16 protein-coding genes are annotated in these 11,925 nt (G+C 64.0%); 13 read left to right on the top strand and 3 right to left on the bottom strand.

What is annotated here, in order from left to right; genetic code table 11:
• Positions 1–53: 53 nt before the first annotated feature.
• The 4 genes from VRS74_RS04880 to VRS74_RS04865 are packed head-to-tail and all read left to right on the top strand — an operon-like array spanning position 54 to position 4,094.
• Positions 54–1,232 carry an acyl-CoA dehydrogenase family protein gene (locus VRS74_RS04880; RefSeq protein ID WP_354144114.1) on the top strand — a complete coding sequence of 393 codons (1,179 nt, stop codon included), beginning with the start codon at positions 54–56 and terminating at the stop codon, positions 1,230–1,232.
• Positions 1,233–1,235: 3 nt separating this feature from the next.
• Positions 1,236–2,375, top strand: coding sequence for an acyl-CoA dehydrogenase family protein (locus tag VRS74_RS04875; protein ID WP_354144113.1), 1,140 nt, complete (start codon positions 1,236–1,238; stop codon positions 2,373–2,375).
• Positions 2,376–2,391: 16 nt separating this feature from the next.
• Positions 2,392–3,198 (top strand): SDR family NAD(P)-dependent oxidoreductase, encoded by an 807-nt coding sequence (locus VRS74_RS04870; protein ID WP_354144152.1) that lies wholly within the window; start codon positions 2,392–2,394, stop codon positions 3,196–3,198.
• A 2-nt stretch (positions 3,199–3,200) separates the two neighbouring features.
• Positions 3,201–4,094 carry an SMP-30/gluconolactonase/LRE family protein gene (locus VRS74_RS04865; RefSeq protein ID WP_354144112.1) on the top strand — a complete coding sequence of 298 codons (894 nt, stop codon included), beginning with the start codon at positions 3,201–3,203 and terminating at the stop codon, positions 4,092–4,094.
• Here VRS74_RS04865 and VRS74_RS04860 read toward each other — a convergent pair.
• From VRS74_RS04860 to VRS74_RS04850, 3 genes are all read right to left on the bottom strand, one after another.
• Positions 4,091–5,398, bottom strand: coding sequence for a SulP family inorganic anion transporter (locus VRS74_RS04860; protein ID WP_354144111.1), 1,308 nt, complete (start codon positions 5,396–5,398; stop codon positions 4,091–4,093). The two genes, VRS74_RS04865 and VRS74_RS04860, sit on opposite strands and share 4 nt — an antisense overlap.
• A 61-nt stretch (positions 5,399–5,459) precedes the next feature.
• Positions 5,460–6,107 carry a guanylate kinase gene (gene gmk, locus VRS74_RS04855; RefSeq protein WP_354144110.1) on the bottom strand — a complete coding sequence of 216 codons (648 nt, stop codon included), beginning with the start codon at positions 6,105–6,107 and terminating at the stop codon, positions 5,460–5,462.
• Between the two features lie 58 nt (positions 6,108–6,165).
• The gene (locus VRS74_RS04850) at positions 6,166–6,663 is read right to left on the bottom strand and encodes an SspB family protein (RefSeq protein ID WP_354144109.1); all 498 of its coding nucleotides are present in this window, start codon (positions 6,661–6,663) and stop codon (positions 6,166–6,168) included.
• A 116-nt stretch (positions 6,664–6,779) separates the two neighbouring features.
• Here VRS74_RS04850 and hisB point away from each other — a divergent pair, with 116 nt between their 5' ends.
• The 9 genes from hisB (at position 6,780) to tolQ (ending at position 11,923) form a co-directional block, all read left to right on the top strand.
• Positions 6,780–7,373 (top strand): imidazoleglycerol-phosphate dehydratase HisB, encoded by a 594-nt coding sequence (gene hisB / locus VRS74_RS04845; RefSeq protein WP_354144108.1) that lies wholly within the window; start codon positions 6,780–6,782, stop codon positions 7,371–7,373.
• Position 7,374: 1 nt separating this feature from the next.
• A complete protein-coding gene (locus VRS74_RS04840) occupies positions 7,375–7,662 on the top strand; it encodes a YciI family protein (RefSeq protein WP_354144107.1) in 288 nt (95 codons plus the stop codon).
• A complete protein-coding gene (gene hisH / locus VRS74_RS04835) occupies positions 7,659–8,285 on the top strand; it encodes an imidazole glycerol phosphate synthase subunit HisH (protein ID WP_354144106.1) in 627 nt (208 codons plus the stop codon). Before VRS74_RS04840 ends, hisH begins: the two co-directional genes overlap by 4 nt.
• The gene (gene hisA / locus VRS74_RS04830; protein ID WP_354144105.1) at positions 8,282–9,010 is read left to right on the top strand and encodes a 1-(5-phosphoribosyl)-5-[(5-phosphoribosylamino)methylideneamino]imidazole-4-carboxamide isomerase; all 729 of its coding nucleotides are present in this window, start codon (positions 8,282–8,284) and stop codon (positions 9,008–9,010) included. Before hisH ends, hisA begins: the two co-directional genes overlap by 4 nt.
• A gap of 196 nt (positions 9,011–9,206) precedes the next feature.
• A complete protein-coding gene (gene hisF / locus VRS74_RS04825) occupies positions 9,207–9,971 on the top strand; it encodes an imidazole glycerol phosphate synthase subunit HisF (protein ID WP_354144104.1) in 765 nt (254 codons plus the stop codon).
• 14 nt (positions 9,972–9,985) lie between these two features.
• Complete coding sequence (locus VRS74_RS04820; protein WP_354144103.1) at positions 9,986–10,300, top strand: phosphoribosyl-ATP diphosphatase; 315 nt, start codon at positions 9,986–9,988, stop codon at positions 10,298–10,300.
• Positions 10,300–10,680 carry a histidine triad nucleotide-binding protein gene (locus VRS74_RS04815; RefSeq protein ID WP_354144102.1) on the top strand — a complete coding sequence of 127 codons (381 nt, stop codon included), beginning with the start codon at positions 10,300–10,302 and terminating at the stop codon, positions 10,678–10,680. The genes VRS74_RS04820 and VRS74_RS04815 overlap by 1 nt, the downstream gene beginning before the upstream one ends.
• Before the next feature lie 77 nt (positions 10,681–10,757).
• Complete coding sequence (locus tag VRS74_RS04810) at positions 10,758–11,225, top strand: YbgC/FadM family acyl-CoA thioesterase (protein WP_354144101.1); 468 nt, start codon at positions 10,758–10,760, stop codon at positions 11,223–11,225.
• On the top strand, positions 11,222–11,923 hold the full coding sequence (tolQ, locus tag VRS74_RS04805; RefSeq protein ID WP_354144100.1) for a protein TolQ: 702 nt from the start codon (positions 11,222–11,224) through the stop codon (positions 11,921–11,923). The genes VRS74_RS04810 and tolQ overlap by 4 nt, the downstream gene beginning before the upstream one ends.
• Positions 11,924–11,925 lie beyond the last annotated feature (2 nt).

Below are 11,925 nucleotides of genomic sequence, written 5' to 3'. Positions count from 1 at the left end.
GCGAATCACCCTAACGTAAGCGTCAATCAGGAGACATGAGAGGAGAGTCGGACATGTCCGATCTGGAAGCCTTCCGCCAGGAAACACGCGCCTGGCTTGAAGCCAATTGCCCCGCCGAAATGCGCGAACCCGTCCGCGATGACGAGGACGTTTTCTGGGGCGGTCGCAAGGCGGTTTTCAAAAGCGACGCGCAAAAGGCCTGGTTCGAGGCCTGCCGCGACAAGGGCTACACCGTTCCGGCCTGGCCCAAGGAATATGGCGGCGCCGGTTTGAGCCCGGCCGAAGCCAAGGTGCTGCGCGAGGAAATGGCAGCGATCAATGCGCGTCCGCCGCTCTCCAGCTTCGGCATCTGGATGCTGGGCCCGGCGCTGCTGCATTTCGGCACTGAAGGCCAGAAGAAGAAATTTCTAAACGAGATCGCCCGCGGCGAAATCCGCTGGTGCCAGGGCTATTCGGAGCCGGGCAGCGGATCGGACCTCGTGTCCCTGCAGACCTACGGCGAGGACAAGGGCGACCACTGGATCGTCAACGGCCAGAAGATCTGGACCTCCTATGCAGACAAGGCCGACTGGATTTTCTGCCTCGTCCGGACCGACAAGGAGAACAAGTACCAGGGCATCACCTTCATGCTCTACGACATGGAGAGCCCGGGCGTTTCGACCAAGCCGATCCTGCTGATCAGCGGCAACAGCCCGTTCTGCGAAACCTTCTTTGACGATGTGAAGGTGCCCAAGTCCTATGGCGAGGACATCCCCGGCTATGTCGGTCAGATCAACCGCGGGTGGGACGTTGCCAAGTATTTGCTCGGCCACGAACGCGAGATGATTTCCGCCACTGGCGGCGGCGACCGGGCGACCTCGCTCGGCGCAGCGATGAGCCGAAACACCCTGCTCGACCCCGTGCTGCGCGGAGAGATCGCGATGTTCGACGTCGATGCGCTGGCCTTCACTGCGATGAGCGAGAAGTTCCTCGACGAGATCAAGGTCGGCAAGGCGCATCCGGCGCAGCCCAACATGATGAAATACGCCGGGACCGAGCTCAACAAGACGCGTAACGAACTGATCATGAGCGCCGGTGGCAGTCGCGCGCTCGAGTGGGACAGCGACGAGACTGAAGGCGGCAAGCCCGCCCGCAACTGGCTGCGGACCAAGGCGAACTCGATCGAAGGCGGGACGAGCGAAGTCATGCTCAACGTCATTTCCAAACGCATTCTCGACCTGCCGGGAGCCTGATCCATGCCTCTGTATCATCACGAAGACCAGGCCATGCTGGCCGAAACCGCGAGCCAGTTCATGGCCGATGAAGGCGCGATCGCGAAGCAACTGCGCCATTGGCGCGACCGCGATTGCAAGGATGGCTTCGGCCACGCGCTGTGGAAGCAGTTCGGCGAACTCGGCTTCACCGGCATATTGGTGAGCGAAGAAGACGGCGGGCTCGGCATGGGCCATGTCGAAGCGGGCATCGTGCTCGAAGAGATCGGCCGCAACCTCACCCCTTCGCCCTTCCTTACCAGCTCGGTACTGGCGGCGACCGCACTCGGCCATGCCAGTGCTGACCTGCGCGGGCGCTATTTGCCCGGCCTGGTCTCGGGCGACAGCGTCTTTGCAGTCGCAGTTGACGAAGGCCCGAAGCACCGCCCCGAAAGCATCGCCTGCAAAGCCGAACGCTCGGGCAATGGCTTCAAGCTTTCGGGCAAGAAGGATTTCGTGGTCCACGGCGCCAGCGCCGACATGATCGTCGTCGCCGCCCGCACTTCGGGCAGCGATGGCGATGCGGACGGCGTCACGCTGTTTGCGGTTCCCAAGGATGCCGCCGGGATGAGCCATGACGCGGTGCGGCTGGTCGACAGCTCGATCGCGACGCACACGACGTTCGACAATGTCGAACTCGACGGTGACGCGGTGATCGGCGAGATCGATGGCGGGCGCGAAGTGCTCAACGCCCTGCTGATGGCGGGCCGCGTCGGGGCCGCCGCCGAAAGCGTGGGCGTGGCCCGCGGCGCGATGGGCATGACTGTCGAATACCTCAGGCAGCGCAAGCAGTTCGGCCGGTTGATCGGCGAATTCCAGGCGCTGCAGCATCGCGCTGCGCATCTTTATTCCGAAGTCGAAATCGCTCGCGCTGCGGTGATCAAGGCGCAGCAATTGCTCGACGCAGGCAGTGAAAAAGCCGAGCTGATGGTTTCGGTCGCCAAGGCCAAGGTTGCCAAGACCGCCGGCCTGTCGGTGCGGGAAGGTGTCCAGATGCATGGCGGCATCGGCATGACCGACGAATACGACATCGGGCTCTACATGAAGCGTGACCGTGCGCTGCAGGAGTTCCTGGGCGATGCCTATTACCACGCCAACCGCGTCGCCGAACTGAGCGGATACTGAGGAGTACAGGCAGATGATGAATCTCAAGGACTTGTTCGGTCTCGAAGGACGGATTGCCCTGGTAACCGGCGGCAGCCGCGGCATCGGCAAGATGATCGTTGAAGGCCTGCTCGAAGCCGGATGCGAACGCGTCTATATCGTCGCCCGCAAGAAGGAGCAGGTCGACGAGACGTCGGCCGAGCTGGGCGACAAGGTGATCGGCCTTGTCGGCGATTTGAGCCAGATGGACGGCATCAAGCAGCTTGCCGATGAGCTGGCCAGCCGCGAAGACAAGCTCGATCTGCTGGTGAACAATGCAGGCGCTGCCTGGGGCGAGCCGTTCGAGGAATTCACCGAAGCGGGCTGGGACCGCACGATGGACCTCAACGTCAAGACGCCGTTCTTCCTCACGCAGAAACTGTTCCCGCTGCTCAAGGCTGCAGGGACGCCCGAGCGTCCGGCAAAGGTGCTGATGATCTCGTCGATCGACGGGATGAAGTCGAACCCCTGGCCGACCTATCCCTATCAGGCTTCGAAGGCCGGGCTGATCCATTTGACCCGCCGCCTCGCTGCCGAACTGATCAAGGACAATATCGTCGTCAACGGCATCGGCCCGGGCGCATTCCCGAGCGCGATGAACCGTGTGGCGCGCGACAATCCCGAAGCTTCGGCGCGCGGGATCCCGTCGCGCCGCGTCGGTGTGACCGAGGATATGGCGGCAGGTGCGATCTACCTACTCAGCCGGGCAGGCGATTATGTCGTCGGCACGACGATCCCGATCGATGGCGGCGTGGTCAACGCCAATATCGGCGCGGGCAACTTCGTCGATCCTTCGGGCCGCTGATCATGGCCGGTCCGGTGCGAACCCTCGCTGAAGGCGTGTACTTCGGGGAGGGGCCGCGCTGGCATGACGGCCGGTTGTGGTACTCCGACTTTTACGCGCACCGGGTCTGGTCGGTATCGCTCGACGGCGACGCTCGGACCGAGCTTGAGCTCGAAGGCCGCCCCTCGGGGCTGGGCTGGATGCCCGACGGCTCGCTGCTGGTGGTGCGGATGGAGTTGCGCCAAGTGTGGCGGCGCTGGCCGGACGGCCGGTTCGAGCTGCATGCCGATCTGGCGAACCATTCGGTATTTCTCTGCAACGACATGGTCGTGGACGTGCAAGGCCGCGCCTATGTCGGCAATTTCGGTTTCGACCTCGATGCCGAGATGCATGCGCGGGGGCCCGAAAGCGTGCTTGCCGACCATCCGCAGACGTGCCTTGCACTGGTCCAGCCCGACGGCACGGTTTCCGACGCGGCTCCGGGCGAGAAGTTCGGCTTTCCCAATGGCATGGTGATCACGCCCGATGGCAAGACCCTGATCGTGGCGGAAACGCTGGGAGGGCGGCTGACCGCGCTCGACATCGGGCCAGATGGTGCATTGTCGAACCGGCGCGAATGGGCGCCGACAGCCCCGCGCGTACCCGATGGCATCTGCCTGGATGCCGAGGGAGCAGTATGGATCAGCAACCCGCTCGGGCCCGAATGCGTACGCATCGGAGAAGGCGGCAAAGTGCTCGAAGTGGTCGAGACGGGCGGCCTGCCCAGCTATCCCTGCATGCTCGGCGGGCCGCAGGGGCGGCACCTGTTTATCCTGGTTGCGCCTTCGTCCGATGCTGAAGCGGCAGCCAGGGAGCCGCTTGGCAAGATCTTGGTGACCGAAGTCGAAACGGCAAGCGCGTACACCCACGCCTACTAGTCGTCCCGGCGGCCTCCGCCCCACCGGAAGGGTGTGTGCCAGCGCGGCGCGGAAACTTCGCCGCGCGACAGACGCAGCGCGAGGCCAATCATCGTTCCCACGCAGATCGCGGTCGTCAGGTCTGCCAGCACAGTTAGCAGCGCGGTCATCAGCAGCAGCGCCAAATCCGCCCTGGGCAGGCGCAGGCGCTCGGGCCAGCGATGCGGCTCGCTCATGGTCCATGCGGTCACAACCAGCAACCCGGCCAGCGCGGGCAAGGCCAGTGCTCCGGCCAGCGGCGCAGCGAGCACGATCGCCAGCAGGATCGCGAGTGCATGGACGATCCCAGCTACCGGAGTGCGGCCTCCGGCGTTGACGTTGGTCGCGGTGCGCGCGATCGCGCCTGTGGCTGGCAAGCCTCCGAATAGCGGCGATGCGACATTGGCCGCTCCCTGCGCGATCAGTTCTGCATTCGATCGATGCGCGCTGCCGATCTTTCGGTCAGCCACCATCGCCGATAGCAGCGATTCGATCCCGGCGAGGAAGGCAATCACCAGCGCCGAAGGCAGCAGCTCGACCAGAAGCGCGGAACTGATCTCGGGAAGTTCGGGTGTGGGCAAGCCGTGCGGCAAGGCGCCATAGCGGCCCGCGACCGTCTCGATCGAAGGAACCGCCAACGCGGCAATCGCGCTCGCGCCAGCCACGACGAGTACCAGCCAGGGTATTCGCGGTGCCAGCTTTCGCAAGCCGATGATGGCGAGGATGCAGGCGATGCCGAGCGCGAGCGAGCCTGTGTCCACTGTGCCGCGCATCTCCCACAGCCCTTGCAGCTTGGGCAGGAAATCGGCGGGAAGGCTGGCGCCGGTCATTCCCGCCAGGTCTTTGAGCTGGCTCACCGCGATCACCACCGCGATACCGATGGTGAAGCCTTCGATCACCGGCTCGGGCACGTGGCGGATCAGCTCGCCTGCCTTGAGGAAGCCTGCGCACAGCAGGATCACGCCCGCCATCAGCGTGGCGAGGAGCAGGCCGTGGTAGCCATGGTCGTGGATCACGCCATAGACCACCACAATGAAGGCGCCGGTCGGCCCGCCGATCTGGACGCGGCTGCCGCCGAGCGCCGAGATCACGAATCCCGCCACGACGGCCGTCGCCAGCCCCGCTGCGGGTGGCGCGCCCGATGCGATGGCGATGGCGATGCTCAGCGGCAGCGCAACCAGCGCCACGGTGATCCCCGCGAGCGTGTCCGCGCCGAGCTGGCGCCAGGAATAATCGCGCATGGTGGTGAGGATCTTGGGCTTCACGCCTTCAGCGTAACGCCGCAAGGGCAGAGATACAGCAGAAATCGGTGCCGAAGCCGTTCGGACCGGTTCCTCGCCGCGTTGTTCAGCCCATCAGTTCGCGCACGAAGGGGATCAGCCCGGTCTGGCGCTGGCGCTTCATCCGTTCGGCCTGCAGGATCTCGCGCACCTTGCCGAAACACACGTCCACATCGTCATTGATCACGACATAGTCGTAACCGTCCCAGTGGCTGATCTCGGCGCGGGCGCGTTCCATCCGGCTTTCGATCACATCGGCGCTGTCGGTCGCGCGCGCCTCCAGCCGCCGGTGCAGCTCCTCGAGGCTGGGCGGCAGGATGAAGACCCGCACCACGTCTTGCTGGTCCTTCTGGAAGAGCTGCTGCGTGCCTTGCCAGTCAATGTCGAACAGGAAGTCCTGCCCTTCCTTCAGCGCCGCGCGGATGCGCCTCTTGGGCGTTCCGTAGCGATGGCCGAAGACATGCGCCCATTCGTAGAAATCGTCTTCCCCGATCATCCGGTCGAATTCGGCATCGTCGACGAAATGGTAATGCACCCCTTCGACTTCGCCCGGGCGCGGCGTGCGGGTGGTGACCGAGACCGAGAGCTTCAGCTCGCTGTCGGCGTCCAGCAGCATGCGCGAGATGGTTGTCTTGCCCGCGCCCGAGGGCGACGACAGGATGAACATCAAGCCGCGGCGTTGCAGCGCATCGATCTTTTCGGGTTGGTCGGCCATGTGCGCTGTTGGCGCAAAGCGGGGTCAGGAATCAAGTGCGCTGCAATGCGCAATCGACCTATTTCTTGCGGCCGAAATCCACTGTGACCACGTTCGAGCCATCGTCCCCGCCTTTGGTCGGGCCGTCGCCATCGGGCTCGTCGTTCTCCGCATCTTCGTGCGCTTCGGGCTCCATGTCGGGCACAGTGGCCTGGAATTGCAGCCCGAAATCGACCGCGGGGTCGACGAAGGCGGTGATCGCGCCGAAGGGAATCGAAAGTTTTGCGGGGATCTGGTTGAAGCTCAGCCCCACTGAGAAACCGTCTTCGCCCACCTGCAGGTCCCAGAACTTGTTCTGGAGCACGATCGTCATCTCGTCGGGAAAGCGCTCGCGAAGGTGCGGCGGGATCGAGACGCCTGCCGCGCCGGTCTTGAAAGTGATGTAGAAATGGTGGTTGCCCGGCAAATCGCCGCCCGATTGGGCAACTTCGCCCAGCACGCGACCGACCACGGCGCGCAGGGCTTCCTGCACGATCTCGTCGTAAGGGATCAGGCTGTCGGGCGTATCGTCGCTCATGGCTGGTAGGTGGCGCTGCACGTAGCGCTGGTCAAGCAACAATCGCTTGACCCTTGGGGAGATTATTGCGGCGCAGCAATGCTTGCGCGCTCGCAGCAAGCGCTTATAGCGCCACTATGCGCACAGGCAGCATAGAGCGAAGCACAGCCGAAACCGCGATCCGTATCGAGGTGAACCTCGACGGGACGGGCCGTTATGACGTTTCCACCGGGATCGGCTTCCTCGATCACATGGTCGAACAGTTTGCCAAGCATTCGTTGATCGACGTGACCATGAAGGTGACCGGCGATCTCCATGTCGACCAGCACCACACCACGGAAGACAGTGCGTTGGCGCTGGGCCAGGCGATCCTGCAGGCGCTCGGCGACAAGGCCGGGATCGGCCGCTACGGCAGCGCCTATTCGCCGATGGACGAAACGCTGGCGCGCGTGTCGCTCGACATTTCGGGGCGGCCCTATCTGGTCTGGAAGGCCGGGTTCACGCAGGAACGGCTCGGCGAATGGGACACCGAGCTGATCGAGCACTGGTTCCATTCGATCGCGCAGACGGCAGGCATCACGCTGCATGTCGAGCTGCTCTACGGCACCAATAATCACCACATCTGCGAAAGCATCTACAAGGGGTTTGCCCGGGCGATGCGCGTCGCGGTGGAGCGGGACCCGCGCAAGGGCGAGGCGATCCCCAGCACCAAGGGGCAGTTGGGCGGCTGAGATGTTCATTCTCTCACTCAGCTACGTCGCGCCGCTCGAAGAAGTGGACGCGTTGCTGGAAGCGCATATTGCCTGGCTCAAGCAGAACCATGCCGAAGGGCGCTTCCAGGCCTGGGGCCGGAAGATTCCTCGTACCGGCGGGATGATTTTCGCCACTGTCGGAGGCCGCGAAGAGGCAGAGGCTCTGGCAGCGTCAGATCCCTTCATAATTGGCGGCGTCGCTACGGTCGAAGTGACCGAGTTTCGTGCCACTTTTGCAGGCGCGGGGCTGGAGGCGCTGGGGCAATGAGCTTGGCCCTGATCGACTACGGCGCGGGCAATCTCCATTCGGTCTACAATGCGCTGATGGCGGCGGGCGCGGAGCATGTCACGGTGACCGCCGACCCCTTTCTTGTGCGCGGCGCGAGCCGAATCGTCCTGCCGGGCGTGGGCAGCTTCAAGGCGTGTGCCAAGGGGCTGCGCGCGATCCCCGGCATGGTCGAAGCGCTCGAGCAGCGCGTGATCGGCGATGCCGTGCCCTTCCTTGGCATTTGCGTGGGCATGCAATTACTGGCGACCCGCGGGCTGGAGCATGGCACAACTCGCGGGCTCGGCTGGATCGAGGGCGAGGTGCATCTGATCGAACCCGCCGATCCGTCGATCAAGGTGCCGCATATGGGCTGGAACGACGTCGCGCTGCTTCCGCATGCCCGCAATCACCCGGTGCTTGAAGAAGGCGAGGCCTATTTCCTCCATTCCTACCACTTCGAGGCAAGCGACGGGCATGAAGTGGCTGCCATGACCGATCATGGCGAAGGGCTGGTCGCGGCGGTCGCGCGCGACAATATCGTTGGCGTGCAGTTCCATCCGGAGAAGAGCCAGGCCTATGGGCTGGCGACGCTCGAGCGTTTCCTCAATTGGGATCCGAAATGATCATCTTTCCTGCCATCGATCTCAAGGGCGGCGAAGTGGTGCGGCTGGCCGAAGGCGATATGGCGCGCGCCACAGTCTATGGCGACAATCCCGCATCGCAGGCGCTGTTGTTCGCCGAGGCGGGCGCGCAGCACCTGCATGTGGTCGATCTCGACGGATCCTTCGCCGGCGAGAGCCGCAACCGCGAAGCAGTGGAAGCGATCGTCGAAGCCTTCCCCGGCTACGTCCAGCTTGGCGGCGGCATTCGCACGCCCGAGGCAGTCGAATTCTGGTTCGATCTCGGCGTGGCGCGCGTGGTGATGGGATCGGCCGCGCTCAAGGACCCGGAATTCGTCAAGGACATGGCGCGCGAGTTTGAAGGCGGCATCGTGGTCGCGGTCGACGCGAAGGACGGCATGGTCGCGACCGAAGGCTGGGCCGAAGTGTCCGACGTGCCGGTGGTCGATCTGGCGCGCCGCTTCGAGGATGCGGGCGTCGCCAGCCTGCTGTTCACCGACATCGGGCGCGACGGACTGCTCAAGGGCGCGAATATCGAAGCGACGGTTGACCTCGCGCGGCGGGTCGACATCCCGGTGATCGCCAGCGGCGGGGTGAAGGGCCTCGACGATATCCATGTCCTCTCGCTCCATGCGCATGAGGGGATCGAAGGCGTGATCACCGGCCGCGCGCTCTATGAAGGGCGGCTCGACCTCGCTGCGGCGATTGCGATGGCAGGGCGGGAATGAATTGGGTTTCGCTTATCTACGCAGACTTTGGGGCCCTCGCGGCCATCGAGATATTCCATGCTTTCCGGACTCGTGAGGTTGCGCTGCCGTTCTTTGGGTTTCGTCGCAAACGAGCTTCAAATCCGAGTCTTTACTGGGCGATGATCGGTTTCTGGTCGCTCGTCTTTGTAGCATCGATTTATTCGTTGGTGCGCGCATGACCGTCCGCATCCGCGTCATTCCCTGTCTCGATGTCGCCGATGGCCGCGTGGTCAAGGGCGTCAATTTCGTCGACCTCAAGGACGCGGGCGATCCGGTCGAACAGGCCAAGGCCTATGACGAAGCGGGTGCGGACGAGCTCTGCTTCCTCGACATCTCCGCCAGCCACGAAGGGCGCGGGACCCTGCTCGATATCGTGCGGCGAACGGCGGAAGTTTGCTTCATGCCGCTCACTGTCGGCGGCGGGGTGCGCAGCGCCGAGGATGCGCGCGCGCTGCTGCTCGCGGGCGCAGACAAGGTCGCGGTCAATTCCGCGGCGGTCGCCCTGCCCGAACTGGTCGCGGACATCGCCGCGAAATTCGGCAGCCAGTGCATGGTCGCCAGTGTCGATGCGCGGCGGGTTGCGTCGGGCAAATGGGAGATCTTCACTCACGGCGGGCGAAAGCCGACCGGCATCGACGCGGTCGGGCACGCTGTCAGGCTGGCGGAACTCGGTGCGGGCGAACTGCTCGTCACTTCGATGGATGGCGACGGCACGCAGGCAGGCTATGACCTCGAACTCACCCGCACCATCGCCGATGCGGTGAGTGTGCCGGTGGTTGCCAGCGGCGGAGTTGGCAACTTGCAGCACCTCGTCGAAGGGGTGACCCTGGGTCATGCCAGCGCAGTGCTCGCGGCTTCGATCTTTCACTTCGGCACCTATTCGATCTCGCAAGCGCATGCCTCGCTGCGGGCGGCGGGCTTGCCCGCGCGCGGCGTATGAGCGAAAGCAGGCGCATGGATACTCTGGCCCGACTGGAACAAATTATTGCCGCGCGGCGCGGCGCTTCGCCCGACAGCAGCTATGTCGCGAAGCTCAATGCCGCGGGCCTTCCCAAGATTGCGCAGAAGCTGGGCGAGGAAGCGACCGAAGCCGTGATCGCCGCACTCTCCGGCAGTCGGCAGGAACTGGTCGGCGAGAGCGCGGATGTGCTGTTCCACCTGCTGGTGCTGCTCGGCGCGAAGGATATTCCGCTGGCCGATGTGCTGGCGGAGCTTGACCGGCGCGAGGGCGTTTCGGGTTTGGATGAAAAGGCCTCACGGAGCGAATAATGCCGATCGACGCGACCCAGCCCTATGATGACAACAATATCTTCGCGAAGATCCTGCGCGGGGAGATTCCCTCTGCGAAAGTCTATGAGGATGAATGGGCATACGCCTTCGAGGATATCAATCCGCAGGCGGCGATCCACACGCTGGTGATCCCCAAGGGTCGCTATGTCAGCTGGGACGATTTCTCGCAGCATGCCTCGGCCGAAGAAATCGCCGGTTTCATACGCGCGGTGGGCGAAGTTGCCCGCGCCAAGGGACTGGTTGAACCCGGCTATCGCCTGCTCGCCAATATCGGCGGGCACGGCCATCAGGAAGTGCCGCACCTGCACGTCCATGTCTTCGGTGGGCATCCGTTGGGCCCGATGTTGCTGCGCAGGTAGCGTTTCATCGACAGATTGATTCAGTCCGTCTTTGGTCGCTTCCCTGCGATTCACGCATGCGCTAAGGCGCAGCGCGAATGAACCTACCTGTTTCCCCTGGGCCCAATCCCCCCGGAGGCTGCTTCGACAGCGCGCGGCATCTGTATGCCGTGCGGGTCTATTACGAAGACACCGATCTTTCGGGCATCACCTATCACGCGAACTACCTTCGCTGGTTCGAGCGCGCGCGCAGCGACCTTCTAAGGATGCTGGAGATCGACCAGCGCGCCGCGATCGAAGCGGGCGAAGGCGCTTATGCGGTGTCGGAGATCAATCTCAAATATTTGCGGCCTGCCAAGCTCGATGACGATGTGGTGATCGAAACCGCCTGCACCGAACTTGGAGCCGCCAGCTGCCGCATGCACCAGCGGGCATGGCGCGGCGACGAATTACTGGCCGAAGCGAACCTGCGCGTCGGCTTCATTGCTCCCGATGGCCGCCCGCGTCGCCAGCCCGAAGCATGGCGCGCCGCGTTCCGGAATTTCATGGAAGATGTCCCCGCATGACCACAACCCTGCTTTCCCTAATTGCCGCAGCGCCGACCAGGCTCAATCCGCTCGACCTGTTCCTGCAAGCCGACATCGTCGTGAAGACAGTGATGATCGGCCTGATCCTCGCCAGCCTGTGGGTGTGGACGATCATCGTCTCCTTCAGCATGCGCATGGGCAAGATCGAGCGGCGCAGCCGCGAGTTCGAAGCCGATTTCTGGGATGCGGAGGAGTTGGACAGCCTCACCACTGGCCGCGCGCGCAAGGATTTGCCTTCGGCCCGCGTGGCTGCCGCGGGTGTCGCGGAATGGAAACGCTCGACCCAACACCCGCCGGTCGACCGCGAAGGCACGCGCCATCGGCTGGCCGGTGCGATGGAAAGCCAGGTCGCCAAGGAAGCGGACGATTTGTCCGAACGGCTCAATTTCCTTGCCACAGTCGGCTCGGTCGCGCCCTTCGTCGGCCTGTTCGGCACGGTCTGGGGCATCATGAACAGCTTCTTCCAGATCGGCATGCAGGAAAGCTCATCGCTCGCGGTGGTCGCGCCCGGCATTGCAGAGGCGCTGTTCGCGACCGCAATCGGCCTGTTCGCCGCGATCCCCGCGGTGATCGCCTACAACCGCTTTAGCCACCGCGTGAACCGCTATGAAGCGCGGCTGCAGCGCTTTGCCGACCGCTTCCACGCGGGGCTGAGCTACGAGCTGGACAAGGCGTAGTG

Source organism: Altererythrobacter litoralis, from assembly GCF_036324225.1.
Lineage (GTDB): Bacteria > Pseudomonadota > Alphaproteobacteria > Sphingomonadales > Sphingomonadaceae > Erythrobacter > Erythrobacter litoralis_A.
The sequence above is the reverse complement of the archived record's forward strand: the minus strand, read 5'-3'. Positions and strand labels throughout refer to the sequence as shown.

What these genes read in the sequence shown, in the direction of transcription:
- VRS74_RS04880 (WP_354144114.1), top strand. Translation starts at nt 54, where the DNA reads ATGTCCGATCTGGAAGCCTTCCGCCAGGAAACACGCGCCTGGCTTGAA.
- VRS74_RS04875 (WP_354144113.1), top strand. Translation starts at nt 1,236, where the DNA reads ATGCCTCTGTATCATCACGAAGACCAGGCCATGCTGGCCGAAACCGCG.
- VRS74_RS04870 (WP_354144152.1), top strand. Translation starts at nt 2,392, where the DNA reads ATGAATCTCAAGGACTTGTTCGGTCTCGAAGGACGGATTGCCCTGGTA.
- VRS74_RS04865 (WP_354144112.1), top strand. Translation starts at nt 3,201, where the DNA reads ATGGCCGGTCCGGTGCGAACCCTCGCTGAAGGCGTGTACTTCGGGGAG.
- gmk (WP_354144110.1), bottom strand. Translation starts at nt 6,107, where the DNA reads ATGGCCGACCAACCCGAAAAGATCGATGCGCTGCAACGCCGCGGCTTG.
- VRS74_RS04850 (WP_354144109.1), bottom strand. Translation starts at nt 6,663, where the DNA reads ATGAGCGACGATACGCCCGACAGCCTGATCCCTTACGACGAGATCGTG.
- hisB (WP_354144108.1), top strand. Translation starts at nt 6,780, where the DNA reads ATGCGCACAGGCAGCATAGAGCGAAGCACAGCCGAAACCGCGATCCGT.
- VRS74_RS04840 (WP_354144107.1), top strand. Translation starts at nt 7,375, where the DNA reads ATGTTCATTCTCTCACTCAGCTACGTCGCGCCGCTCGAAGAAGTGGAC.
- hisH (WP_354144106.1), top strand. Translation starts at nt 7,659, where the DNA reads ATGAGCTTGGCCCTGATCGACTACGGCGCGGGCAATCTCCATTCGGTC.
- hisA (WP_354144105.1), top strand. Translation starts at nt 8,282, where the DNA reads ATGATCATCTTTCCTGCCATCGATCTCAAGGGCGGCGAAGTGGTGCGG.
- hisF (WP_354144104.1), top strand. Translation starts at nt 9,207, where the DNA reads ATGACCGTCCGCATCCGCGTCATTCCCTGTCTCGATGTCGCCGATGGC.
- VRS74_RS04820 (WP_354144103.1), top strand. Translation starts at nt 9,986, where the DNA reads ATGGATACTCTGGCCCGACTGGAACAAATTATTGCCGCGCGGCGCGGC.
- VRS74_RS04815 (WP_354144102.1), top strand. Translation starts at nt 10,300, where the DNA reads ATGCCGATCGACGCGACCCAGCCCTATGATGACAACAATATCTTCGCG.
- VRS74_RS04810 (WP_354144101.1), top strand. Translation starts at nt 10,758, where the DNA reads ATGAACCTACCTGTTTCCCCTGGGCCCAATCCCCCCGGAGGCTGCTTC.
- tolQ (WP_354144100.1), top strand. Translation starts at nt 11,222, where the DNA reads ATGACCACAACCCTGCTTTCCCTAATTGCCGCAGCGCCGACCAGGCTC.